This window comes from Algoriphagus aquaeductus, from assembly GCF_003253485.1.
GTDB classification, from domain to species: domain Bacteria; phylum Bacteroidota; class Bacteroidia; order Cytophagales; family Cyclobacteriaceae; genus Algoriphagus; species Algoriphagus aquaeductus.
Genome location: NZ_QKTX01000001.1, coordinates 343481 through 367018, shown reverse-complemented (window position 1 = coordinate 367018; position 23538 = coordinate 343481). Strand labels below are relative to the sequence as shown.

At 44.3% G+C, this 23538-nt stretch carries 24 protein-coding genes; 15 read left to right on the top strand and 9 right to left on the bottom strand.

Translation table 11 applies throughout. The features are described from left to right. Positions 1–139: 139 nt before the first annotated feature. Entirely contained in the window at positions 140–1099 is a 960-nt protein-coding gene (locus CLV31_RS01570; RefSeq protein ID WP_245943299.1) for an aldo/keto reductase, read from the bottom strand. 140 nt (positions 1100–1239) lie between these two features. On the opposite strand from CLV31_RS01570, the gene pfkA reads away from it, so the two are divergent. After that, positions 1240–2214 carry a 6-phosphofructokinase gene (pfkA, locus tag CLV31_RS01560; protein ID WP_111391111.1) on the top strand — a complete coding sequence of 325 codons (975 nt, stop codon included), beginning with the start codon at positions 1240–1242 and terminating at the stop codon, positions 2212–2214. Between the two features lies 1 nt (position 2215). Continuing rightward, positions 2216–2551: a hypothetical protein gene (locus CLV31_RS01555; protein WP_111391110.1), complete on the top strand. Its 336-nt coding sequence runs from the start codon at positions 2216–2218 to the stop codon at positions 2549–2551. Here the strand turns inward: CLV31_RS01555 and miaA are convergent. Continuing rightward, entirely contained in the window at positions 2539–3447 is a 909-nt protein-coding gene (miaA, locus tag CLV31_RS01550; RefSeq protein ID WP_111391109.1) for a tRNA (adenosine(37)-N6)-dimethylallyltransferase MiaA, read from the bottom strand. The two genes, CLV31_RS01555 and miaA, sit on opposite strands and share 13 nt — an antisense overlap. Before the next feature lie 43 nt (positions 3448–3490). Between miaA and CLV31_RS01545 the strand changes: the two genes are divergently transcribed. The 5 genes from CLV31_RS01545 to CLV31_RS01525 are packed head-to-tail and all read left to right on the top strand — an operon-like array spanning position 3491 to position 7247. Beyond that, positions 3491–4243, top strand: coding sequence for an Hpt domain-containing response regulator (locus CLV31_RS01545; RefSeq protein ID WP_111391108.1), 753 nt, complete (start codon positions 3491–3493; stop codon positions 4241–4243). Then, positions 4240–4617, top strand: coding sequence for a response regulator (locus CLV31_RS01540; RefSeq protein ID WP_111391107.1), 378 nt, complete (start codon positions 4240–4242; stop codon positions 4615–4617). The genes CLV31_RS01545 and CLV31_RS01540 overlap by 4 nt, the downstream gene beginning before the upstream one ends. Positions 4618–4621: 4 nt before the next feature. Further along, complete coding sequence (locus tag CLV31_RS01535) at positions 4622–4900, top strand: hypothetical protein (RefSeq protein ID WP_111391106.1); 279 nt, start codon at positions 4622–4624, stop codon at positions 4898–4900. After that, a complete protein-coding gene (locus CLV31_RS01530; protein WP_111391105.1) occupies positions 4897–5661 on the top strand; it encodes an MBL fold metallo-hydrolase in 765 nt (254 codons plus the stop codon). The genes CLV31_RS01535 and CLV31_RS01530 overlap by 4 nt, the downstream gene beginning before the upstream one ends. Continuing rightward, a complete protein-coding gene (locus tag CLV31_RS01525; protein ID WP_111391104.1) occupies positions 5661–7247 on the top strand; it encodes an NFACT RNA binding domain-containing protein in 1587 nt (528 codons plus the stop codon). The genes CLV31_RS01530 and CLV31_RS01525 overlap by 1 nt, the downstream gene beginning before the upstream one ends. On the opposite strand, the gene CLV31_RS01520 is transcribed toward CLV31_RS01525, so the two are convergent. From CLV31_RS01520 to CLV31_RS01495, 6 genes are all read right to left on the bottom strand, one after another. Further along, positions 7244–7591, bottom strand: a complete 348-nt coding sequence (locus CLV31_RS01520) for a hypothetical protein (RefSeq protein ID WP_111391103.1) — start codon at positions 7589–7591, stop codon at positions 7244–7246. The genes CLV31_RS01525 and CLV31_RS01520 overlap by 4 nt on opposite strands. A gap of 7 nt (positions 7592–7598) precedes the next feature. Continuing rightward, positions 7599–8375 carry a LytR/AlgR family response regulator transcription factor gene (locus CLV31_RS01515; protein ID WP_111391102.1) on the bottom strand — a complete coding sequence of 259 codons (777 nt, stop codon included), beginning with the start codon at positions 8373–8375 and terminating at the stop codon, positions 7599–7601. Then, entirely contained in the window at positions 8350–9372 is a 1023-nt protein-coding gene (locus tag CLV31_RS01510) for a sensor histidine kinase (protein ID WP_111391101.1), read from the bottom strand. The genes CLV31_RS01515 and CLV31_RS01510 overlap by 26 nt, the downstream gene beginning before the upstream one ends. 102 nt (positions 9373–9474) lie before the next feature. Next, complete coding sequence (locus CLV31_RS01505) at positions 9475–11337, bottom strand: fasciclin domain-containing protein (protein ID WP_181452544.1); 1863 nt, start codon at positions 11335–11337, stop codon at positions 9475–9477. A gap of 129 nt (positions 11338–11466) precedes the next feature. Continuing rightward, the gene (gene pyk / locus CLV31_RS01500; RefSeq protein ID WP_111391100.1) at positions 11467–12897 is read right to left on the bottom strand and encodes a pyruvate kinase; all 1431 of its coding nucleotides are present in this window, start codon (positions 12895–12897) and stop codon (positions 11467–11469) included. A gap of 6 nt (positions 12898–12903) precedes the next feature. Continuing rightward, entirely contained in the window at positions 12904–13332 is a 429-nt protein-coding gene (locus tag CLV31_RS01495; RefSeq protein WP_111391099.1) for an IPExxxVDY family protein, read from the bottom strand. 152 nt (positions 13333–13484) lie between these two features. On the opposite strand from CLV31_RS01495, the gene CLV31_RS01490 reads away from it, so the two are divergent. From CLV31_RS01490 to CLV31_RS01470, 5 genes are all read left to right on the top strand, one after another. After that, entirely contained in the window at positions 13485–13721 is a 237-nt protein-coding gene (locus CLV31_RS01490) for an acyl carrier protein (protein ID WP_026950184.1), read from the top strand. A 19-nt stretch (positions 13722–13740) separates the two neighbouring features. Continuing rightward, on the top strand, positions 13741–14991 hold the full coding sequence (gene fabF / locus CLV31_RS01485) for a beta-ketoacyl-ACP synthase II (RefSeq protein WP_111391098.1): 1251 nt from the start codon (positions 13741–13743) through the stop codon (positions 14989–14991). An 83-nt stretch (positions 14992–15074) separates the two neighbouring features. After that, positions 15075–15737, top strand: a complete 663-nt coding sequence (gene rnc / locus CLV31_RS01480) for a ribonuclease III (protein ID WP_111391097.1) — start codon at positions 15075–15077, stop codon at positions 15735–15737. Positions 15738–15765: 28 nt separating this feature from the next. Further along, the gene (gene nadE, locus CLV31_RS01475) at positions 15766–17604 is read left to right on the top strand and encodes an NAD(+) synthase (protein WP_111391096.1); all 1839 of its coding nucleotides are present in this window, start codon (positions 15766–15768) and stop codon (positions 17602–17604) included. A 5-nt stretch (positions 17605–17609) separates the two neighbouring features. Further along, positions 17610–18713 (top strand): prolipoprotein diacylglyceryl transferase, encoded by a 1104-nt coding sequence (locus tag CLV31_RS01470; RefSeq protein ID WP_111391095.1) that lies wholly within the window; start codon positions 17610–17612, stop codon positions 18711–18713. Here CLV31_RS01470 and yidD read toward each other — a convergent pair. Then, entirely contained in the window at positions 18710–18934 is a 225-nt protein-coding gene (gene yidD / locus CLV31_RS01465) for a membrane protein insertion efficiency factor YidD (protein ID WP_111391094.1), read from the bottom strand. The two genes, CLV31_RS01470 and yidD, sit on opposite strands and share 4 nt — an antisense overlap. Before the next feature lie 112 nt (positions 18935–19046). On the opposite strand from yidD, the gene CLV31_RS01460 reads away from it, so the two are divergent. The 3 genes from CLV31_RS01460 (at position 19047) to CLV31_RS01450 (ending at position 23413) form a co-directional block, all read left to right on the top strand. Next, complete coding sequence (locus CLV31_RS01460) at positions 19047–20441, top strand: BamA/TamA family outer membrane protein (protein WP_245943298.1); 1395 nt, start codon at positions 19047–19049, stop codon at positions 20439–20441. A gap of 62 nt (positions 20442–20503) precedes the next feature. Continuing rightward, positions 20504–21316: a PorV/PorQ family protein gene (locus tag CLV31_RS01455; protein ID WP_111391092.1), complete on the top strand. Its 813-nt coding sequence runs from the start codon at positions 20504–20506 to the stop codon at positions 21314–21316. A gap of 3 nt (positions 21317–21319) precedes the next feature. Continuing rightward, entirely contained in the window at positions 21320–23413 is a 2094-nt protein-coding gene (locus tag CLV31_RS01450; protein ID WP_111391091.1) for a ComEA family DNA-binding protein, read from the top strand. Positions 23414–23538 lie beyond the last annotated feature (125 nt).

Sequence of the window (23538 nt, the reverse complement as noted above, 5' to 3'; positions counted from 1 at the left end):
TCCCCTACAGCGCTTTGCTGAAGTTTTTAATTTGCTAAATGGCCTCATTGGTTTAAATCCATTTGATTTCAAAAGAAAGTTTCACGAAGCCTCAGTTCCAGGTGTTGAATAACCCAATTTTAAAAGCGATTTTCCTGCCTCAGCGATGCTCTTCATATCGATTAGCGGGAAAATCCGCTTTCAATCGGTGGATTAATTCCGTAGGGACCTGTGCGCTTTGCCTATATCCTTCCATGATTTTTTCGATCTGAGGCACCGAACTGGCCCCGATAATCAGGCTTCCCACTGACTTTTGCTCCAAGCCAAATCGGATCAGTACTGCTTCCGGCATGAAGCCTGAATCGACAATTGTCTGCCTTATTTCCCTTACCTGGTCTTTTTTTAGGTCCAGAAAATCAGTCTCAGGCTTATTGATCAATAATCCCTTGGCAAATGATCCACGAACCAGGACTTTGGTTTCTGACTTTTCGAGAAAAGGAAAAACTTCTTCCTCAGGCCTTCGATCCAGAGGACTGTATTGCATCATGATGGTTTTTGGCGGATTCATGGCCATCACTTTTCGGATCACGTTGGGACGGATGGAAGAAATACCGAAGAACTTGATTTTACCCTGCTGCCGGAGCATTTCAAATGCTTCCAACGTCTCTTCCCAAGGATCTTCTAGAGTACCTCCGTGGAGTTGGTAAAGGTCAAGATAGTCGGTTTGAAGACGTTTCAGGCTCGCCTCCACGGCCTGAAGAATGTAGGCTTTGGTCGGATTCCAAGACCAAGAGGTTCCCTCCGCATTCCATTGATTTCCAACTTTAGAAGCGAGTATTACCCGGTCACGTTTGCCAAGCAGTGCCTTTCCGAGATTACACTCATTTTCTCCCCGCTGATACAAATCCGCCGTGTCAAAAAAAGTAATACCAAGATCCAGAGCTTTTTCGATCAGAAATTGTGAACTCTTAAAATCATCCGGCAAAGACATACATCCCAGGCCAATTTGTGGAAGTTTCCCTTCCTCTTTCTTTATGTCATCCATATTCCAGCTCTCCCGTTTCAAAACATTCCAATGTAAAAAATACTCCTCTTTTGAACTCCAAAATTCCTTGCTCATTTTTTATTGTATCTACATTTATTCCTGTTAGAATGTCTATTTTTGGGCGCTTAAACCTATGCTCAAAGATCAGTTCATGGGAAGGATGATCCCCCACCATGGAAGGTCTCAAGACCTGATTGTAACCCGAAAAATATCGCATGAAGAAAATCGCTGTTTTTACCTCTGGAGGAGATTCACCCGGGATGAATGCCTGCATCCGGGCAGTAGTTCGTACCGGAATTTTCCATGGATTGGAGGTTTATGGAATATACCACGGATATGAAGGGATGATCGAAGGAGATATCAAAAGAATGTACTCCCACTCGGTATCCAATATCGTACAGCGGGGAGGGACTATTCTCAAATCCGCCAGATCGGCAGAATTTCGGACTCCGGAAGGAAGGAAAAAAGCCTATGAAAACCTAAAAGCTCTCGGAATAGAGGGATTGGTTGCCATTGGCGGAGACGGAACCTTCACCGGCGCCAAAGTTTTCTACGAAGAATACGGCATTCCGACCGTCGGCTGTCCAGGAACAATTGACAATGATATTTACGGAACGGACTATACGATCGGGTTTGACACAGCCGTAAATACCGCATTGGAAGCAATTGACAAAATCCGCGACACCGCAGCTGCCCATGACCGAATCTTTTTTGTAGAGGTGATGGGAAGAGATGCCGGATTTATCGCCGTAGAATCAGGGATCGGTGGCGGTGCCGAGTTTGTGATGGTGCCTGAAACCAAAACTGACCTGGATCAAGTAGTCAAGTCCCTAAAAAATCTAAGAAAAACCAAAACCTCCAGTATCATCGTGGTGGCTGAAGGTGATGACCTGGGTAGCGCTGAAGAGATCATGAAAATGGTCAAAGAAAAAATCAAAGACCCCAATAAAGAGTTTAAAGTAACGACTCTGGGACATATCCAACGGGGAGGAAAACCAACAGCAAGAGATCGGGTATTGGCGAGCCGCTGCGGAATGGCTGCGGTAGAAGGTCTGATTCAAGGAAAAACCAACTGTATGGCTGGAGTCATGAAAATGGAAGTGGTCTATACACCATTTGGTGACTGTATAGGACAACCCAAACCGCTCATCCCAGATCACCTCAAACTGATAGATATCTTAAGTATTTGATATGGGATACATACCATTATTTCTGACCATGGGAGGTGCTTGCCTGCTCTTTTTCCTGACCGTAAAAAACACACTCCAAAAGAAACTGATTCTTCAGCGGGAGTTATTTGCACAGCTTGGAAATGCCCACCCCGCACTAGGACTAAAATCAGGTGAACTGGCCGATCCTGACAAAATCATGGATTCCTGGAAAACTGCGCCTGAAAAAAAATCTGTCCCTCAGAAAAGCCTGGATTTGATCCGTGAGCTAAAAGTCAATCGCCATCAATACAACGCCCTCATCAAAAAAGCACCTTACAATTGGGTGGCAGCGATCGGCGGGTTTCATGCCATTTGAGAAGAAATCCAGGCAAAGATTTCATTTTCCTGATCAGGATGAAACCATTGAATCTCAGGATCTCTTCTAAACCAGGTCAGTTGCCGCTTGGCATACCGTCTTGAGTTTCGCTTGAGCAATCGAATAGCTTCCTCCCGATCGTACTTCCCTTCCCTGTAGCCAAAAATCTCAGTATAACCGACGGTTTGAAGGGCATTCAGGGATCGTTTGCCAAAAAGTGCATCCGCCTCATCAAAAAGCCCTCTTCCGATCATTTCATCCATCCTCAGGTCGATTCGGCGATACAATTCCTCCCGATCACGATTCAGGCCTACTTTGATGGTTTTGAAGGATCGTTCCACTTTTTTCCTGACCCGAAAGCTACTGAACTTTAGTCCTGTTCCTCGATAGACTTCCAATGCCCTCATCAAGCGTTGCGGATTGAACCGATCGGCCTGACTATAGAATTCCGGATCTGATTTTTCCACTTCAGCTTGAAGCCATTCCAATCCCCGGGATTCAAACTCCCGAATAATCTCCTCCCTCACCTCAGGATTTACATCCGGGATTTCATCCAATCCTTTGACCACGGCATCTGCAAACAGCCCGCTTCCTCCTGTCATGATGACCACATTTCGCGTCCTGAACAGCTTTGCTAAAATCCTGAGCGCATCCTGCTCAAATTTTCTCACATCGTACTCCTCCTCAATCGACAAGGAATCAATCAGGTGATGCGGAACTTGGGCAAGTTCCTCTGGGCTGGGTTTGGCAGTACCCAGGTTCAATTCCTTATAAAATTGTCGACTGTCACAAGAGATGATCTCGGTTTTAAATTTTTTGGCTAGTTTTAAGCATAGATCTGTTTTGCCGACTGCCGTCGGACCTACGACCAGGATTAAAAATTTTTGATCAGTCAAATTTGGAAATGTTTAAGGATAGTCAAAAATCAATAGGATTGCGATGAAAAGCAAAAATGTCTTGATCGTGGACGACAACGACCTCAACAGAAAACTTTTTGAAAATCTGGTGGGGCAGCTTTATGAATTTCAGTCTGCTCAAAATGGATTGGAGGCAGTAGAGAAAGCTTCCCAATTCCCGTTTGACTTGATCTTGATGGATATTCAAATGCCACAAATGGACGGAATCACCGCCATGAAAAAAATAAGACAAAGTTCGCATGGCTCATGTCCCATTTTGGCGGTCACTGCCTTTGCGGATGAAGGAGATCGGCAGACCTTCTTGGACCAGGGGTTTGATGATTTTATCACCAAGCCCATCAGGCCCCGAGACTTCATTGTGACGATTCAATCTCATTTCAAAAAAGGTTCCCAAGCGGACACTTTGGTGGTATCCACTCCCTCGGAGCCGGTAATTCTGAATAAGACAACACTTGCACAGCTTTTGAAATACAACTCCAAAGAAGGGATTAAGAAAGTATACCAAGATCTGATTTTGGAATGTGAAGAGCTTCTAGAAATGATGGAAGCCGACCCTTTAAAAGAAAAATTCCCTGAACTATTGGAGAAACTCCATACCTTAAAAGGCAATGCGGGTACCCTGGGCGCGGAAAAAATCTACCAATCCTCCCATGCCTGTGAATCCATTGGAAGACAGGGCAGGATTGCTGATTTTGCGGAAAATTTGAAAAATTTGAAAAATGATATTCTTGAATTCAGCGGTTTTTTCAACCGAGAAACTATTTTTGAACCATGAGTGAACCAAAAAAAATCCTTGTTGGAGAAGACAGCTCCATTATCATCAATCTGACCAAAAACGTCCTCGCATTTGAAAATTATCAAATGAAGGCCGCAAGAAATGGCAAGCAGGTGCTGGACCTTCTGGCCAATGAAGATTTTGATCTGATCCTGATGGATATTACCATGCCTGTCATGGACGGGGTGCAATGTACCAAAGAAATAAGAAGCCTTGCCGACCCAAAAAAGAGCAAACTTCCCATCATTGCCATTTCCGGAAATGCCCCAAATTATACTCCCGAAGAATTTCGAAAATTCGGGTTCAATGACTTTATCCAAAAACCCTTGGACTACGACGTAGTGCTGGCCACAGTCAAAAAATTCCTCAGCTAACCCGATGGCAGTCAAGTACACCAAGCATTTTTTGGATAAACTGGAAAACCTTTTTTCAGCTTCGAGCTACATTCTTCGCTACGAAAAAGGGAATTTCAAATCCGGCTACTGTGTACTCAAAGACACCAAGATCGTCATCGTCAACAAATACTTTCCTTTGGAAGGAAAGATCAACGCCTTGATTGACATCCTTTCTGAACTGAATCTTGAACCGTCCGAGTTTAAAGAGAAAACCAATCAAGACTTCCTCAACGAGTTAAGACAAACCACCCTCAAGTTTTGAAAGTTAATTTTCTAGGTACAGGCACTTCTCAAGGCGTTCCCGTCATCGGTTGTGAATGTCAGGTTTGCCAATCCCTGGATTTTCGTGACAAACGTTTTCGGACCTCGGTCTTTGTCGAAACGGATCAAACTTCTCTGGTGATTGACACCGGACCTGATTTCAGGATGCAAATGCTCAGAGCGGGGATCAAAAAACTGGATGCAGTCTTGTTTACCCACGAGCACAAGGATCACACGGCCGGTTTGGATGATATCCGTCCGTTTAATTTTTCCCAGCAAATGGACATGCCGGTATTTGGAAGAAAGCCGGTTTTGGAGCAACTGCAACGTGAATACGCTTACATTTTCAACGACAAAAAATACCCGGGGGTACCTCAGGTCAATTGTATTGAAATTGATGAACATGCCTTTCATATCAATGGAATCGGCATCACCCCCATTCCTGTTCTTCATTACAAACTTCCTGTTTTGGGATTCAGAATAGGCGACTTCAGCTACATCACGGATGCCAACTTTATCCCCGAGGATTCTTACAAACTTTTGGAGGGAACAGAGATCTTGGTAATCAATGCCCTGCAGAAGGAGTCCCATATTTCTCATTTCACCTTGGATCAAGCCATCGATCAGGCCATCAAAATAGGTGCGAAAAAGACCTTTTTCACACACATCTCCCATCGACTGGGAAAACATCAGGATATCGAACAGGAACTTCCCGAAGGAATTTTTCTGGCATACGATGGCTTAGAGCTAATTTTGCCCTGATGCATCTCAATTATCATTTTCTACGATATTTAGCCCCTGCCCTTTCAGAAGAATTTGCCGGCTGTTCGATCCTGAGCTGTTTTTCCCAGAGTAAAGACGAACTGATTATTGAAACGCAGGGAAACCAAGGCACACGATATATCCGGGCGCATTTGCTACCCCCTCAAGTGTACCTGAGCTTTCCTGATCATTTTCACCGGGCCAAAAGAAACAGCATCGACCTTTTTGCAGAACTCGTAGGAGATCAGATTCTTTCCTGTCATGTCTTTTCTTTTGAAAGAGCCATGAGATTTGAGCTTGCATCCGGCAAAAAACTGATTTTTAAACTCCATGGTAACCGTAGCAATATCCTGCTCTACCACGCCGACGAGACTTCTCCAACCGCCCTCTTTCGAAACGAAATCAAAGAAGACAAGACACTCGATTGGAAATCGCTGGAAAGACCTCTTGATTTGACTTGGGAAAGATTTGAAGAACTCCAAGGAAATGCGGCACAGTTTCTTCCCACCTTAGGACAAATCCCCAGAAACTGGCTCAAGGAGAGAGGATACCCGGATGCTGATTTGAGCACCAAATGGAATCTGATGCAGGACTTGCTGGACCTGCTGGATGCTCCGCTTTTTTCAATGGTGGAAAAAGAAGGGGAAATCACCCTCAGTCTGCTGCCTGAATCCGATTCCTTTGGGAGTTTCTCAGACCCTGTCCAAGCCTGCAATGAATTGTTTTATCGGGCACTGGTCATCGGAAATTTTGAAAAAGAAAAAACCAAACTCCTTAAATCCTATCAAGAACAACTCAAAAAGACACTTTCCTATCTGAAAAAGTCATCCGAAAAATTAGACGAACTCAAATCCTCACCTCCGCCTGCCCAATTTGCCGATGTAATCATGGCCAATTTGCATGTCTTCTCCGAAGGCGTCCAAGAAGCGGAGATTCATCAATTTTACACGGGGGAGATGATTTTGGTCAAATTAAAACCCAATCAGAAGCCTCAGGATTTGGCCGCTTCCTTGTATCGAAAATCCAAAAACAGACAACTTGAACTGAATCAGATCGAGAAGACCCTGGCTGCCAAAAGAAGCTTGGCGATGGAACTGGAGAAAAAAATCGTCCTAGTGGAGTCGATCAAAGAGTTTCGCGGATTAAAAGCCTTTTTGAAAGTAAATCCAGAGGATAAAATCAATCAAAAAGAGGCCGGAAGTCTCCCTTTCAAGGTATTTGAATTCGAAGGATTTACCATTTGGGTAGGCAAATCAGCCAAGGACAATGATGAAATGCTCCGCGGATTTGTTCATAAAAATGACCTTTGGCTACACGCCCGGCAGGTACCTGGTTCCCATGTGGTCATCCGCACGAAAGGAATGAATGGGATACCTCCACAAGTGATCGAAAGAGCGGCAGGTTTGGCCGCATTTTATTCCAAATTGAAAACGGACTCACTTGCTCCGGTGATTCTGACTGAGGTGAAATTTGTCAGAAAAGTAAAAGGAAGTGCACCGGGATCAGTGATGGTCGACAGGGAAAAAGTCATCATGGTGCGCCCATTGGGCCCAGATGAAGAAACTTCCTCCAAAAAAGACAGCTAACTCCTCCTGGGAAGTGGTGGCCCAAGGCTGATTTTTTTAAAACCTCTGAACAGAATCACCGTGCCCACCAGTCCTGTGGCACCACCTACGTAAAGCAATGTTTCCCCCACTTTGGGACGCGTCCCCAGTAGTTGGCCTCCAATGATCGTCACGGTGTACCCCAAAGTGGCCACTACGATTCCTTGTCGCAATTGCGACTGGGATTGATGCAAATGGAGCTGAACCTGATACAAGTCTTGATCCAATTGGGTCACAGCGCGTTTGAGCGAATCAAGGGAGGTACTCTGGGCCGACAAATTGGCCGCAGAAAAGATCAACAAAACCAGCGTGAAAATGACTTTCATATCCCGATTATTGATTGATCCATGACTTAAACTCACTTACTTTTTCCCTGGCCACAATCAGCGACTCCTCAGATTTGACATTGAGCGAAACGACCAATCTCCCATTGATGTAAGGCCTCATTTCAACCAGATTATCCAGATTGATGATCACCGACCGATTGATTCGGTAAAATTTATTGGGATCCAACAACTCCTTCTCCAATTCGTTGAGCGAATGATCTACGATATGCTTGTGAGACGAACCTGACTCAATCAAAAAAGTCACCCCTTCTTCTGCATAGAAATACGCGACGGATTCTGATGGAATGAAACAAAGACGGTTTCCCGACCGGCTTAAGAATCGTTTTTTATAATTTTTCTGCGTGTATCGACTTAAAAATTCATTGAAAAACTCTTTTGGAAAAGGAATCGAACGCTTGGATGATGAAAACTTCTCAACCTTTTCAAAAGCCTTGACCAAACGGTCTTCCTGAATGGGCTTGAGCAGGTAATCGATGCAATTATGTTCGAATGACTGTAAAGCATATTGGTCGTAGGCGGTTATAAATATGACCGGAACATGAATTTCTTTGCCTTGAAATCCCGAAAAACTAAGTCCATCAGCCAGATGAACATCACAAAGAATCAGATCAAATTCCTCCTGCTTTTCCAGCGCCTCGTTCAATTCCCTAACACTTTGAATGGGCTCAGCCAGATTCCATTCCGGAAAATGCTTGAGGACTATAGATTTGATCCTGGCTTGAGCTAAAGGCTCATCTTCAACTAAAAGTAAGTTCTTTGTCATCAATCAAAGGAAGTTCGACCTGAAAATAATCTTTGGCATTTTCAATAGTGATTGCCAGATTTAGAAACCTATATCTGTCAGATATGTTTTGAAGCCCAATGCCCGAGGAATAATCCACCACCTCCTTGGGCTGTTTTTTGTTCCAGATCGAAAGCCTTTTGCCCTTGGAACTGATCTTCACTTCCAATGGCTCTTTTTGGGTAAAATAATTGTGTTTGACGACATTCTCCACCAACAACTGCAACACTGCCGGAGGAATCAAAAAGTGGCTTGAATACGACTCAATACTTACTTTGAATTTTAAGGATTGCTCAAATCTGATAGACAACAAGTCTAGGTAGTTATTCAAAAAATCAAGTTCCTGATTTAATCGAACCAGTTCATTGCCTCTGTTATTCAAAATATACCGATAAATCTCGCTGAGCTTTTGAAGATACTTATCAGCCAGCTGGACATCTTCATGAATCAATACAGACAGCGTACTGAGATTATTGAAAAAAAAATGAGGATTGAGGTGTGAATTAAGCGAAACAAGCTTGGCCTCAGAAGTCAATGATTTCAGTTTCTCGGCTTCCACTGCCTTTTGTTTTAGCTTTTCACTGAAAAAATAAATTGCATTAACCGAGTTGAGAAACAGATTGATTCGGGAGGTAAAAGCGGCGGTCAACAGGAAATTTTGCAAAGAAAATCGAAAAGGACCTCCCAGTAAGCTTCCGGAAATCTCAGAGGACAAAAAAGACAGCACCAGCACTCCTAGTGCTCCCAATCCAAACTGAACCAATAATGGGTGAAAATTGGAAACGTTTTCCAGGATAAATTTTTGAATAAAAAGATTGATTGCCCAAACTGATAAGCACAAAATCAAAATCAGCATAAAAAGCGGAATGGCTGCCAAGTTTACGGCAAACAACCGGTCACCATCCAAAAAATAGATGTTCAAGAAAGAATAAATGCCCAATCCTGAAGCAAACAGCACATTGTATTTGTGATCAAACATCTCGCTCCTCCTCTGCTAGTCAATCTTTTAACATCCCTATGAGAAAAGCAAGGGACAGAAAATCTGTCCCTCGCATCATTGTGGTAGTACTTATTTATTTACTTATAGGGTAGGCAACAACACGCCGTCAATGACATGGACCACGCCATTTTCGATCGCAACATCTGCCGCTACTACATTAAATGTGTTTCCGGCTTTGTCGGTCACAGTCACATTATTGCCTGTTCTGGTAACAGTCAACATTTCACCTGCCAAAGTAGGCACTTCCTGAGCACCTGCCGCCAAATTGAAAGAGAATGCCGTAGCTGGCACGACATGGAAACCAAGTACTTTGGTCACGGCATCCACTCCCAAGGCATTGATCAGCTCTTGAAGGGAATTAAGGTTAAGAGCCTGCAACAAATTGGTAAATGCTTGATTGGTCGGTGCAAATACCGTCATTGATTCTTGGCTCAAGAGGGCATTCCCCAATCCGGCAGCGGTTACGGCCTGAAGAAGAACTGTAAGATTTGCGGCTTGAGCAGCTTCAACTACATTCGGAAGGTCGATGGTCGGTAGCAACACCCTGTCGATTACATGGACAACACCATTAGAAATGGCCACATCAGGAGTGACCACGTTTGCCGTGTTTCCAAGAGCATCTCGGACCGTCACACCAGAGGCAGTTCGGGTTACAGTCAATTGCTGTCCTGCCAAGGTAGTAAAGGTATTGGTCGGAGAAAGTTCGAAAGAGAATGCAGCTGCAGGCACCACATGGAACCCAAGTACAGTTTGAAGATTGCTGATTCCACCGATCTTGGCTACAAGTTGGTTAAGGTTGGCTGCACCATAAGCCTGCAAGGCCGCAGTAAAGGCCGCATTAGTCGGAGCAAATACGGTCATTTGTGGCGTATTGAGTAGGGCATTGCCCAAACCTGCCGCAGTCACTGCATCAAGAAGGGTAGTCAAACCAGCAGATTGAGCAGCCTCGACAACAGTTGGCAGACCAAGATTAGGAAGCATCACTCCATTGATGACATGGACCACGCCATTGGCAATTTCTCGGTCAGCGGCTACGACCTGAGCGGTTCTGCCCAATTGATCTCTCACTGTCACGGTAGAGCCTGATCTTTCTACCGTGATGGTTTGTCCCGATAGCGTCTGGAAGGAATTGGTCGCAGCCAAATCAGTGGAAAGGGCCTTGGCCGGAACAACATGGAATCCCAGCACTTTTTCCAAATTGGCAGGACCACCGATTTTGGTCACCAATTCATTAAGATCGCGGGCTCCAAAAACCTGCAAGGCTGCCGCAAAGGCTTCATTGGTAGGAGCAAACACGGTAATAGCCGGTGCGGACAGCAGCGCATTAGGAAGACCGGGAACAGCTGTCACTGCGGTGAGCAGAGTCGTTAACCCGATCTCGGTAGCAGCTTCCACCAAGGTAGGTTTCGGCAGTTCGATCGAAGGAAGCAGCACACGATCAATTACGTGGACGACTCCGTTCTCGATTTGAACATCAGCTTGAAGCACCCGAGACACATTGCCTGCTGCATCAGTCACAGTCACCACGCCGGGGGAGGAATTTACTCTCAATTGTTGTCCGGAAAGCGTAGTAAAGATGTTGGTTTCATTTAGATTTCTTGAAAAAGCGACTGCTGGAACCACATGGAAACCCAGCACCGTCTGAAGATTTTGAGGACCGCCGATTTTGGTGACCAAATCATTGAGGTCGGTCGCTCTGAATGCAGTAAGCGCATTGGCAAATGCGTCATTGGTTGGGGCAAAAACGGTGATTGCAGGCTGGTCCTGAAGAGTAGCTTCAAGTCCCGGAATCGCTCTAACAGCAGAGACTAGCGTGGTCAAGCCAGCTTCATTCGCGGCCTCTATCAGGGTAGGAAAAGGAATTGGTCCCTGATAATCATCACTGCAGGAAAGGATCGTAAAAAACATCGATCCCGCGAGCAAGAATTTTAACAGTTTTGTCATAGTTAAATTGGATTAGTATACCGGATTAACCAGAGGAGCTGTTGCTGGATTTTGGCACCGCCGTCAAGTGTCAAAAAAAAAGGATGAACCGCAAGATTCATCCCTTCAATTGTCTTTTGGATCAAGACATTAGCTCACCACATGAATTTTCAGCATGTTGGTTTTTCCTTTTTCCTTCAATGGCATACTGGCGGTATTGATAATGACATCCCCTACCGACACATGACCATCATTTTTAAGCGTATTCTCGATATCCTCAAAAGTCCCGTCAGTTGACACATGGCTCTCGTAATAATACGCCCTCACTCCCCATACCAAAGACATTTGAGTAAGCAATTTTTGATTTCTGGTAAAGACAAAAATATTGGCCAAGGGTCGGTGAGACGCCAATCTGAATCCCGTAAAACCTGAAGAAGTAATTCCCACAATGGCTTTGGCCTTTACATTTCTGGAAAGTCTGGAAGCCATCAGGATGAGATTGTTGCTTAAAAATGTCACATCATCCTCCGGGATTTTGTAGAGGTTATGATAGATCTCGGCATTCTGCTCCAGGTAGGTAATAATGCTGGTCATGGCTTTGACCGCATTTACAGGATATTTCCCGGAAGCAGTTTCGGCAGAAAGCATCACGGCATCGGCACCGTCTAAGACTGCATTGGCCACATCGTTGGTCTCAGCGCGGGTTGGTCTTGGATTTTGGATCATGCTTTCCATCATTTGGGTGGCAATGATTACGGGCTTACAGGCCAGTTTGCATTTTTCCACCATTTTCTTTTGCCAAAGGGGAACGATTTCCATGGGAACCTCCACTCCCAAATCACCACGCGCCACCATGATGGCATCCGTCGCTTCAATAATGGAGTCTATATTCTCCAAGGCCTCAGGTTTTTCGATTTTGGCTACAATCTTACAATGCTTTCCTGCTGCTTTGATTCTGTTTCTCAAGTCATAAATATCTTCTGCTGACCGTACAAACGACAGGGCAATCCAGTCTACATCCTGTCCCAATCCAAAATGAAGATCTTCGATGTCTTTCTCGGTCAGGGAAGGAGCGGAAACCTTGGTATTGGGTAAATTAATCCCTTTTCTGGATTTCAAAATCCCGCCATGAATTACCGTACAGTTGACATTTTTACCATCTGTGCTGTTCACGACGACCTCAAGATTACCATCATCAATCAGAATACGATCGCCGGGAACGACGTCTTGAGGGAGATTCTGGTACACTGTACTTACCAAAGAGGAAGTCCCCACTACCGGATCATTGGTGATGGTGATGGGCTCTCCCGGTTTGATCTCTACACCGTTATTTTCTACCTCACCAACCCGGATTTTCGGGCCTTGCAAGTCCTGTAAAATACCAAGATGGCAATTGAGGTCTTTATTGACTTGGCGGATGATTTCAATGACAGATTGGTGTACTTCATGACTTCCATGAGAAAAATTCAATCGAAAAACGTTAGCTCCGGCCAGGGCCAGGCTTTTGATCATTTCGTAGTTATTGGAAGCTGGGCCTATGGTTGCAAGAATCTTTGTTTTCTTAAAGGGTAAATGGCTCATCGGGTTTTAATAAGTTAATAGGTTTTCTTTTGATTTTAATTTTGAAACGTCGATACGAACGACACTTTGAATAAGTGGATTTTTGGACAGGTGATCTACAAATGTATGAATACTTACTTGTTCTGTTTGGTCTTGGACAAGAAGGAAATAATCCATTGTCCTCAATTCGGGAATCAAATATGCCAATTGCTGAGAAGAATTAAGGGCTTTATTTTTTAAAAGTTGAATAAAACCGTGGGGTAAAGAAAGGAAATATTGTGAAATTTCCAGCCTTGAGTTGGTCACAAACTCCAGCTCCAGATCATCCACCTTGACCAAGTCCAAATCCAGGTCACGATTGATAAGCCAAGCCATTTTATAGTCTTTCACGGGGGAAACTAGCCCTAAAAGCTCAAAATCGAAGGTAGGTTCTACAAATAATTTAGCCTTCTTCATAGGGGAAGAAAAGTGATCCAGACAAAGTTAGAAATTAAAATGGAGTGGGACGAATCGGCAATTTGCTCAAAAATTTACTTCTGTCTTTTCTTTGCCAATTAGGCATTAAATATATTTCTTTGCGGAGTGTTATTAACTAAACTGATCACAAAATGTCTGAAATTGCACAAAAAGTAAAGGCCATCATTGTAGACAAACTTGGCGTAGAAGAGTCTGAAGTGACTATGGAAGCAAGCTTCACCAACGATCTTGGTGCCGACTCTCTTGATACTGTGGAATTGATCATGGAATTCGAAAAAGAATTCAACATCTCTATCCCAGACGACCAAGCCGAGCAAATCGGTACAGTAGGTCAAGCCATCACTTACCTTGAGGCTAACGTAAAATAAAACCATCTAAATTCATTATATGAATTTAAAAAGAGTTGTTGTAACGGGTATAGGTGCCCTCACACCAATAGGAAACACCAAAGATGAATTCTGGAAAGGATTAGCTGCTGGTGTGAGTGGCGCTGCGCCTATTACTCGTTTTGACGCTTCACTTTTCAAAACCCAATTCGCTTGCGAAGTCAAAAATTTTGACGTTGAACAATTCATCGACAAGAAAGAAGCAAGGAAAATGGATGCATTCACCCAGTATGCAATGGTCACAGCAGATGAGGCGATTGTGGATGCTGGGTTAGATTTGGAAACTATCGACAAATCCCGCGCAGGCGTGATTTGGGGCTCCGGAATTGGAGGTCTCCGAACCTTCCAAGAAGAGGTGACCGAATTTGCAAAAGGTGACGGAACCCCGAGATTCAACCCATTCTTCATCCCCAAAATGATCGCAGATATCTCTGCTGGATTTATTTCCATCAAGTACGGATTCCGCGGTCCAAATTTCGTCACAGTCTCTGCCTGTGCCTCTGCCACCAATGCCTTGATTGACGCGTTCAACTATATCCGACTGGGTAAAGCTGACTTGTTTATCAGCGGTGGATCAGAAGCAGCGGTAACTGAGGCTGGAATCGGGGGATTTAATGCGATGAAAGCCTTGTCGCAGCGTAATGAATCACCTGAGACTGCCTCTAGGCCATTTGACAAGGACCGTGACGGTTTTGTATTGGGCGAAGGCGCGGGAGCTTTGATACTTGAAGAATTGGAACACGCGAAGGCAAGGGGTGCCAAAATCTACGCGGAATTGGTAGGTGGCGGAATGACAGCTGATGCCAATCACATCACAGCACCTCACCCTGAAGGTCTTGGTGCAAGTAGTGTGATGCAGATCGCATTGGAAGATGCCGGGCTCAAGCCGGAAGACATCGATTACATTAACGTACACGGTACCTCCACTCCTCTTGGAGACGTCAGTGAAACCAAGGCTATCCAAAAGATTTTTGGAGAGCATGCCTACAAACTGAACATCAGCAGTACCAAATCTATGACTGGTCACCTCCTGGGTGCAGCTGGAGCCATTGAAGCCATCGCCTGTATTTTGGCAATGAACAACAGCTTGGTGCCACCCACGATCAACCATTTCACAGATGATGAATCGTTTGATCCCGGACTCAATCTGACATTCAATCAAGCGCAAGCCAGAGAAATCAACTATGCGCTGAGTAATACCTTCGGATTTGGCGGACACAACTGTTCTGTCATTTTCAAAAAATACAACTGATCAGAGTGAAACTCTTTCAGAGACTAGGACTCCACACTCTATTCTTTAATACAAAGGACAAAAGGCTTGCAACCTCGATCAAAATGATCACGGGTCGCAAGCCTTTAAATTTATCCCTATACCGACTTGCGCTGACTCCCGCAGGATTGGGTGAAGAAACCCACAAGGGTTTCAGAATTTCCAATGAGCGATTGGAGTTTTTGGGAGATGCAGTATTGGGGACAGTCATTGCAGAGTATCTTTTCAAAAAATTCCCATATCGGGATGAAGGCTTTCTGACAGAAACACGCTCCAAGCTGGTGAATCGAGAGACACTCAACGAAGTGGGAATCAAAATCGGACTCAAAAAAACGCTTGAACAAGTCATCGATAGCCGACAGTTTATCGGAAACAAATCCCTATATGGGGATATCCTGGAGGCTTTTTTGGGGGCTGTCTATCTGGATCGTGGCTATCATTTTACCAAAAAACTAATTTCCCAACGCATCCTGATCCACATGGATTTGGAAGAGATGATTTCGACGGTTTCCAATTACAAAAGCAAAATCATCGAATGGTCTCAAAAAGAAAGTAAACAAATTGAGTACAAAGTCCTTCAGATCAACGGTAACCAAAGGTATAAAGAGTTTGTTGTAGAACTGACGGTCAATGGAGATTCGGTAGCTCAAGGAAAAGGTCCTACCAAGAAAAAGGCCGAGCAGGAAGCATCCAAAAATGCCTGCGAAACGCTCCATATCACCATTTAATTCTTCATATTCCTGCAATCCTATCATCATGGCCTCCATCAAAATCGCCGGAGCAACACTTAACCAGACTCCCTTGGACTGGACTGGGAATCTGGATCGGATCAAAAAAGCCATTGAACAATCAAAAGCAGATGAAGTCGAACTCCTCTGTTTTCCTGAGCTTGCCATCACGGGATATGGTGCGGAAGATCTTTTTCTCAGTTACTGGTTTCCGCAAAGAGCCCTGGCCCAACTCGAAAACCTCGTTCCCTTTTGCACTGGAATCACGGTGGCAGTGGGACTTCCGATAAGGATTGAGGACAAAGTCTACAACACCATGGCATTGATCGAAAATGCCGAACTCAAAGGTATTGTTGCCAAGCAGTTTATGGCCATTGATGGGGTTCATTATGAATTCCGGTGGTTTACACCCTGGCTAGCCCATGAAATCATTTCATTTGCTTTCATGGGTCAGGAAGTCCCCTTTGGCGATTTGACTTTTCATCACAAAGGAATCCACTATGGATTTGAAATCTGCGAAGATGCCTGGAGAGGTAAATCCAGACCGGGTTATCGCCTTTGCCAGCGAAAAGTAGATTTGATTTTCAATCCCAGCGCTTCTCATTTCGCAATGAAAAAGACACTGGAGCGAAAAGACTTGATCGAACAAAGCTCCCTCCTGTTCGACTGTTTTTATTGCTATGTCAATTTGCTTGGAAATGAAGCGGGAAGAATGATTTTTGACGGGGAAATTCTACTTGCCAAAAACGGGGAACTTTTGGCAAGAAATCAATTGCTCTCCTTTGAGGACTTTCAGGTACGCTCCTTCTACCTGGAAAATAAAAAGCAAGAAATCGCTCCTATTCAACCCAAGGAATGGGAATTTGCCCAGGCATCTGCTCTTGGTCTCTTTGATTACCTGAGAAAAAGCAAAAGCAGAGGATTTGTCCTTTCACTTTCAGGTGGAGCGGATTCTTCCACCATCGCCATCTTGGTTGCAGAAATGGTCAAAAGAGGAATCGATGAATTGGGATTGGATGGATTTATATCAAAATCCGGAATCCCACTGACTGTCCAGTCCAATCAACCGGAGAAAGAATTGGTCGGTCAATTATTAGTCACCGCCTACCAAGGCACCCGCAACTCTTCCTTTGATACGCTGCATTCGGCACAAACGCTTGCAAAAAGTCTAGGGGCCAAATTTTATTCATGGTCCATCGATGAGGAAGTAGACTCCTACACGGAAAAAATTGAAAAAGCCATCGGACGAAAACTGACTTGGGAACAGGATGACCTTACCCTGCAGAACATTCAGGCCCGATCAAGATCTCCTATCATCTGGATGCTGGCCAATCTGAATAATGCCTTGCTGCTATCCACCTCCAACCGAAGTGAAGGTGATGTAGGCTATGCCACCATGGATGGGGATACCAGTGGCAGCATCTCCCCCATTGCAGCAGTAGATAAGCATTTCATTTTGAATTGGCTCCTTTGGGCGGAAAAAAACCTGGATAGACCTGGACTCGCTGCGGTCAATGCACTCACTCCAACCGCTGAGTTGAGACCAATTGAGCGAACCCAGACCGATGAAAAAGACCTTATGCCGTATCCGGTAATTGTAGAAATAGAGCGTCTTGCCATCCGTGACAGGCGCTCGCCATTGGATGTTTTTTATCTCTTAAGAGAAGAGCTGCCCATTGATGAAGAAATTTTGAAGGGGTATATCAAAAAATTCTTCCGACTTTGGTCGAGGAATCAATGGAAAAGAGAGCGTTTTGCTCCTTCTTTCCATTTGGATGAATTCAACATTGATCCAAAAACCTGGTACCGATTCCCGATCCTTTCGGGGGGATACCAGGAGGAACTTGAACAATTAGATCAAATCTAACGCTTATGCTTTCATTCTTTCTTACCTACATCGTCTGGGATCCCAATCCTGCTGTTTTCAGCGGATTTGACCGATTGAGATGGTATAGTCTTCTTTTTGCTTTGGGATTTATCATTTCCCAGCAGGTGATGGTTTACTTTTTCAAAAAAGAAGGACAAGACGAGCGCTTGGTGGATAAGTTGACCATTTACATGGTCCTGGCGACCATTCTGGGAGCAAGGCTGGGACATGTGCTCTTTTATGAGCCTGAAAAATACCTGAGCAATCCCATCGATATCCTGAAAGTTTGGGAGGGCGGACTGGCATCCCATGGAGCGGCCATTGCCATTTTATTTGCTCTTTGGCTCTATGCTAAACGTACGCCCGGACAAAGTTACCTCTGGGTGGTGGACCGAATCGTGATTGTCACCGCGATGACCGGAGCTTTGATTCGTGTCGGAAATCTCATGAATTCTGAAATCGGAGGAAAAGACACCGGCACAGATTCCGGCATTGTCTATGCCCGAGATGCTGAGGAAATCTTAGAATCACTCAAAGTCCCCATAGCATCGATTGAAGCCTACAAACCAAGTGACAGGGATGCTGAACTTCAGGGAAATGGTATTGTTCCGGTCAATTTTGAACTGGTGATCTCAAAAGGAAATTTCTCCAAAGAAGATCTAGAGGGTATCCTTGCCCAGGATATCAAGTACGCCTTTACTCGCTTTAATTCTTCCAAAGAATACCTCGCAGAACCTGTAGAAACTCCCTTGAATTTCGAGATCCTGGAAAGACCCGGGGATTATTTGGTCACCGTTAAAACATTCGGCAGAGCCAAGTATCCGACGCAAATCTATGAGGCTGCGTCTTACTTTGTCATTTTCCTTATCCTTCTTGGACTTTGGGTGAAATTCAAATCCAGACTGCCAGACGGCTTGCTTCTGGGAATGTTCTTAATCTCGGTGTTCGGGATGCGCTTTGTGTGGGAGTTTTTCAAAGAAGTTCAAGTGGACTTTGAGCAAACCATGCAATTCAACATGGGACAACTTTTGAGTATCCCATTAGTTGCTATTGGGATAGTCTTGGTGGTCAAGGCCATGACGAAGGGTTTTAAGGAAGAAAAAAACTAGGGAACGGGATCGTGTCCGTGGCCTCCCCAAGGGTGGCACCGACCGATTCTTTTAAAACCCAATAAACCTCCCTTGATTACGCCATGTTTGATAATCGCCTCTTTCATATACTGACTACAAGTCGGAGTAAATCGGCAACTGGCAGGAAATAATGGGGAAATAACGTATTGATAGACCAACACGGGAAATATGGCTATCTTTCTTAAATAGGTCTTAAACATTTTCAGTACCTTTTAGTCAGGCATGCTTGGATTGAACCAAATATATGTAAAGAGAATTCCCTTGGATTCAATATTACCGGCTCTCCGAATTTTTCTTTTTGGCCTTTTTTATTTGCTGCAATTCACCGCAAACGGTCAAGACACATCCTATGCACCAATTACACCGGTATCTCCGGAAAGAGTAAAAGTCAACAATATCTATATTATTGGAAATCAAAAAACGCAAAAGAACATCATTCTCAGAGAGTTGGATTTCACCACTGACTACTATTACGATTTGGAAACATTTCTGGGAATTCTCAAAGCAGATGAACAAAAAATCTACAACCTCAGGCTCTTTAATCAGGTAGAAATTACACCGCTCTTTACTGGTCCAGAAGAGGTCGAAATCCTTATTTCTGTCAAAGAACGCCTCTATATTCTTCCTGCCGTCATTTTCCAATTGGCAGATCGAAATTTTGCCGAATGGTGGACCAATCAAAACAGAGATTGGTCTCGCGTCAATTATGGACTAAGGCTCAACCATAGTAATGTGGGAGGCCGTAATGAGAAATTCAGATTTTCAGGTCAATTGGGTTTTACCAAAAGCTTTGACATCCTATATTCCAAGCCCTACATTGACCGCAAGCAAAAGCACGGATTATCCTTTCAGCTCACCTATTCAGATCAAAAAACCATCCCCATCAAGTCTGAATTCAACCGTCAGGTTTTCTTCACCAATGAACGTGAAGATGTATTGAGGAAGAATTTTGTCTCCGCTATCCGATATACTTTTCGCAGGACATTTTATAATTTTCATTTTGCCACACTCGGATTTCAGCGAACTTGGATCAACCCTGAAGTGCTTCAAGTGAACCCGAATTATTTTCAGCACGAAGAAAACAATCTACGCTATCTCTACTTCCAATATTCCTTTCGACATGATAAAAGGGATAATGTAGCCTATGCCACCAGCGGTGAACTGCTCCAACTGACAGCCACGAAGTATGGCTTGTTTTCCAACGAGGACCTGAATGAAGTGGAATTGAGTTTGACCGCCAATCGGTACATTCCCATCAATGATCGGTTTCATTTTGCGGCGGGATTGACTGGAAGCTGGTTTTTGAGTCAAAGGCAACCCTACACTCTGGTGAGAGGAATCGGCTATAACCCCAATTTTATCCGTGGATATGAATTGAATGTCATTGAAGGTCAGCATTTGTATGTGCAAAAAAACAGCCTTAGAATGAAGTTGGTAGATGTCACCTTTGATATTTCCAGCTTCCTTCAAGCCGACCAATTCAATGAACTACCACTAAAAATTTATCTCAGTGGAAATTTCGATCACGGAAGAGTCACAGACCGGAACAACATTCCAGAAAATGCGAAACTGACCAATAAATTTCTTTTCGGGTATGGTCCCGGGATTGATATTGTCAGCTCTTACGATACCGTTTTGAGATTCGAATATTCGATAAATAATCAAGGTGCCGGTAATTTCTTTTTCAACCTACGCGCGCCTTTTTAATCCCAATTACAGAGCAACTATCTGATTTTTAGTTAAATTAGATCAGACTTTTTCTGAATCTAATGAAGCGAGCTCTTTTTTCATGCTTCTGGGTTTTGGTCACTATTCCAGTTTTTGCACAGACCGACCCACAATCTCAGGCCCATGGGGCCCGCAGTCAAGGCATGGGCAATGTGAAGCTCTTCTCGGATGACTCTTGGGCCTATTTCAACAATATCGGTGCTCTGGACCGCTGGAGTGATACCCAAATCAGTGTTGCCGTAGACCAACGCTTTGGACTCAAAGAGTTAAGTACACTCGGAATAAGCGGCGCTTTGCGAAAAGAATATGGAACTTACGGATTTGGGATTAGCCGATTTGGAGGAGATCTGTTCAATCAGCAGATCGTGGGAATGGGCTTTTCCAACACGCTGGGAATTGTAAGTCTGGGTACCAAACTTGAATGGTTTCAGACGCAGATAGAGGGATTTGGCTCTGGCCATGGTTTGGTCTTTTGCTTGGGAGGCGTTGCTGAACTTGGCCCTAAAATTTTTCTGGGTGCACACTTTTCCAATCTCACGCAATCAAAAATCAGCAAGTACTCCGATCAAAAGCTGCCTGCATTAATCCAAATGGGCTTGGGATATTTCCCCACAGAATTACTGAAGATTTTGGTGGAATTGGAAAAAGATGTCGATTTAACCCCATCAGTAAAGGCAGGAATTGAATACCAGCTTGGTGAATGGATTCTTTTACGGACAGGAATCAACAGTCACCCTTCACGGTTAAGTTTTGGTTTGGGAATCCGAAAAGACCGATTCGGATTGGACTATGGTTACGGGCAACAATCGGCCTTGGGCAGAACTCACCATTTCTCAGCATTTTTAAAATGGTAAGGGATGAGAAAAGTAATCTTTTGGCTCGTATGCTGCTGTAGCTTTACCACCGCTTGGCCCCAATCTTCTCCCAAAACACCCATTCCATTGGATGAGTTTATCGAACGGCTTTTTCCCGTACAGGAAGAAGACCTGGACTATGAATCACTCTATGAGGTGCTGTTCCAACTTTACCAAAATCCGATTGAACTCAATAAAGCCACAGCTGAAGCACTCCTTTCTTCCTACCTGCTCTCAGCTCAGCAGATCTCGAATTTTATGGAATACCGCACTAATAATGGAGAACTTCTTTCCCTGTATGAGCTTCAGGCAATTCCCGAATTTGATCTGTACACGATCGAGTCCCTCCTGCCCTTTGTAACCATCGGGGAAACATCCCTTCGTGCGAAACCTTTTCTTCAAAGATTGCGGGAAGAAGAAAACGCCTATCTATTAGTCAGACACCGCAGAACCTGGGAAACGAGAAGGGGGTTCACCCCTCCTGATACGAGTAGAACCGGTGCTTTGAGCACCCGATATCTTGGAGATCCCAATGACCTCTATATACGGTTTAGAGTCCAACATCCCAAAGACTTCAGCATTGGGATGACACTAGAAAAAGATCCCGGAGAACAATTTGTTTGGGATAGAAAAACTGCGCGATATGGGTTCAACTTTATTTCCTATCATTTCATCAGATACCAGGTAGGCAAGTGGAGGACCATTGCTTTGGGAGATTTTCAGGCGAGCTTCGGCCAAGGATTGGTATTTGGGGCAGGATACACCTTGGGCAAAGGTGCTGAAACCGTCCCTACCGTAAGGAGAAGTAGTCTTGGTATTCTACCTTACACTGCGGCATTGGAATTTGGCTTTTTTAGAGGAACAGGCCTTACCCGACAATGGCGAAATTGGCAAAGCACATGGATCGTTTCTTCCAAATCGAGAGACGGAAGGATTTCCGAAGGTCTTGATTCCTTGGAGTTAACCCCAGAAACTGTTTCCAGTCTACCCCAAACGGGCTTTCATCGGACGCCAAGTGAACTCTCTACAAGAAATCAAGTCAGAGAAACTAATCTGGGCGGAAATATTCACTATGTTCATCCTTCCAGTAGATGGCTTGGCGGGGCCAACTTTTTACATACCAAATTCAGTATACCCTGGATGAGAGATCCCAGGGTGTACAATCAATTTGAATTTACCGGACAAACCAATCAGGTAGGAAGCCTGTATATCAACTACCATTGGAGAAATTTCTTTCTCTTTGGAGAGTCTGCCATTTCCAAAAGCGGGGGCACAGGCACCGTAGCCGGACTGATCAGCAGTCTCTCAAAAACCGTTGATTTCTCATTGCTTTGGCGGAATTATGACCGGAATTTTCACAGTTTTTATTCCTCAGGTTTTGCAGAAAACACTCGTCCCATCAATGAAAGAGGGCTCTATATGGGCATTCAAGTCAGACCAAACAAAATCTGGAAACTCAATGCCTATTATGATTTTTTCAGATTTCCATGGATCAAATATCGGGTATATGCACCTTCAGAAGGCTTTGAATGGCTCCTGAGACTTAATTACCAGCCTCAAAAAAACCTCATCGCTTTTTTTCAATTGAGACAAGAAAACAAAGACCGCAACCTCGCCAACACCGGTGAACCAAGGCTTCCCTACTTGATAGAACCCATCAAAAAACTAAATGCCATGATCAGCCTCGAGTATCAGGTCAACCGTGAGTTGTTTCTAAGGTCACGAATTCTCTGGAGCCAGGTGGAAATCCAAAAGCATTCTACCTTTGGAATTATGATCTTTCAGGATGCTCAGTTTGGAAAAAAGAACTGGAGACTCACCGGAAGGATGGCCCTTTTTGATACTGAAACGTATGACAACAGACTCTATGCTTTTGAAAACAATGTTCTTTGGACTTTTTCAATTCCTGCTTTTTCGGGCAGAGGGATTCGAAACTACCTTTTAGCACAATACCAATTTACCTCCAAACTGACCTCCTACTTCAGAATTTCACGCACAACCTACACCGATAGGTCAGTGATCAGTTCTGGACTTCAGACGATCAATGGACCGCGACAGACCGACACCGCACTGATGATCCGATATTCTCTTCGTTGATTTTTCCATTAATGGTGCCTATCCCGTTTGGCTTTTTGATAATTTGGAGGAAAAAGAAAACCACCCCATGAAATCGAGCCTGCATGAGGCAGACAGGCATGACTAAAAAGTCAGACACTGGAATG

Excerpts from the sequence above, each read along its gene's own strand:
- CLV31_RS01455 (WP_111391092.1), top strand. The coding sequence starts at position 20,504 with ATGAAGCGAGCTCTTTTTTCATGCTTCTGGGTTTTGGTCACTATTCCA.
- rnc (WP_111391097.1), top strand. The coding sequence starts at position 15,075 with ATGATCACGGGTCGCAAGCCTTTAAATTTATCCCTATACCGACTTGCG.
- CLV31_RS01520 (WP_111391103.1), bottom strand. The coding sequence starts at position 7,591 with ATGAAAGTCATTTTCACGCTGGTTTTGTTGATCTTTTCTGCGGCCAAT.
- CLV31_RS01515 (WP_111391102.1), bottom strand. The coding sequence starts at position 8,375 with ATGACAAAGAACTTACTTTTAGTTGAAGATGAGCCTTTAGCTCAAGCC.
- CLV31_RS01525 (WP_111391104.1), top strand. The coding sequence starts at position 5,661 with ATGCATCTCAATTATCATTTTCTACGATATTTAGCCCCTGCCCTTTCA.
- CLV31_RS01545 (WP_111391108.1), top strand. The coding sequence starts at position 3,491 with ATGAAAAGCAAAAATGTCTTGATCGTGGACGACAACGACCTCAACAGA.
- nadE (WP_111391096.1), top strand. The coding sequence starts at position 15,766 with ATGGCCTCCATCAAAATCGCCGGAGCAACACTTAACCAGACTCCCTTG.
- CLV31_RS01535 (WP_111391106.1), top strand. The coding sequence starts at position 4,622 with ATGGCAGTCAAGTACACCAAGCATTTTTTGGATAAACTGGAAAACCTT.
- yidD (WP_111391094.1), bottom strand. The coding sequence starts at position 18,934 with ATGTTTAAGACCTATTTAAGAAAGATAGCCATATTTCCCGTGTTGGTC.
- fabF (WP_111391098.1), top strand. The coding sequence starts at position 13,741 with ATGAATTTAAAAAGAGTTGTTGTAACGGGTATAGGTGCCCTCACACCA.
- pyk (WP_111391100.1), bottom strand. The coding sequence starts at position 12,897 with ATGAGCCATTTACCCTTTAAGAAAACAAAGATTCTTGCAACCATAGGC.
- CLV31_RS01490 (WP_026950184.1), top strand. The coding sequence starts at position 13,485 with ATGTCTGAAATTGCACAAAAAGTAAAGGCCATCATTGTAGACAAACTT.
- CLV31_RS01555 (WP_111391110.1), top strand. The coding sequence starts at position 2,216 with ATGGGATACATACCATTATTTCTGACCATGGGAGGTGCTTGCCTGCTC.
- pfkA (WP_111391111.1), top strand. The coding sequence starts at position 1,240 with ATGAAGAAAATCGCTGTTTTTACCTCTGGAGGAGATTCACCCGGGATG.
- CLV31_RS01505 (WP_181452544.1), bottom strand. The coding sequence starts at position 11,337 with ATGACAAAACTGTTAAAATTCTTGCTCGCGGGATCGATGTTTTTTACG.
- CLV31_RS01570 (WP_245943299.1), bottom strand. The coding sequence starts at position 1,099 with ATGAGCAAGGAATTTTGGAGTTCAAAAGAGGAGTATTTTTTACATTGG.
- CLV31_RS01495 (WP_111391099.1), bottom strand. The coding sequence starts at position 13,332 with ATGAAGAAGGCTAAATTATTTGTAGAACCTACCTTCGATTTTGAGCTT.
- CLV31_RS01450 (WP_111391091.1), top strand. The coding sequence starts at position 21,320 with ATGAGAAAAGTAATCTTTTGGCTCGTATGCTGCTGTAGCTTTACCACC.
- CLV31_RS01540 (WP_111391107.1), top strand. The coding sequence starts at position 4,240 with ATGAGTGAACCAAAAAAAATCCTTGTTGGAGAAGACAGCTCCATTATC.
- CLV31_RS01470 (WP_111391095.1), top strand. The coding sequence starts at position 17,610 with ATGCTTTCATTCTTTCTTACCTACATCGTCTGGGATCCCAATCCTGCT.
- CLV31_RS01510 (WP_111391101.1), bottom strand. The coding sequence starts at position 9,372 with ATGTTTGATCACAAATACAATGTGCTGTTTGCTTCAGGATTGGGCATT.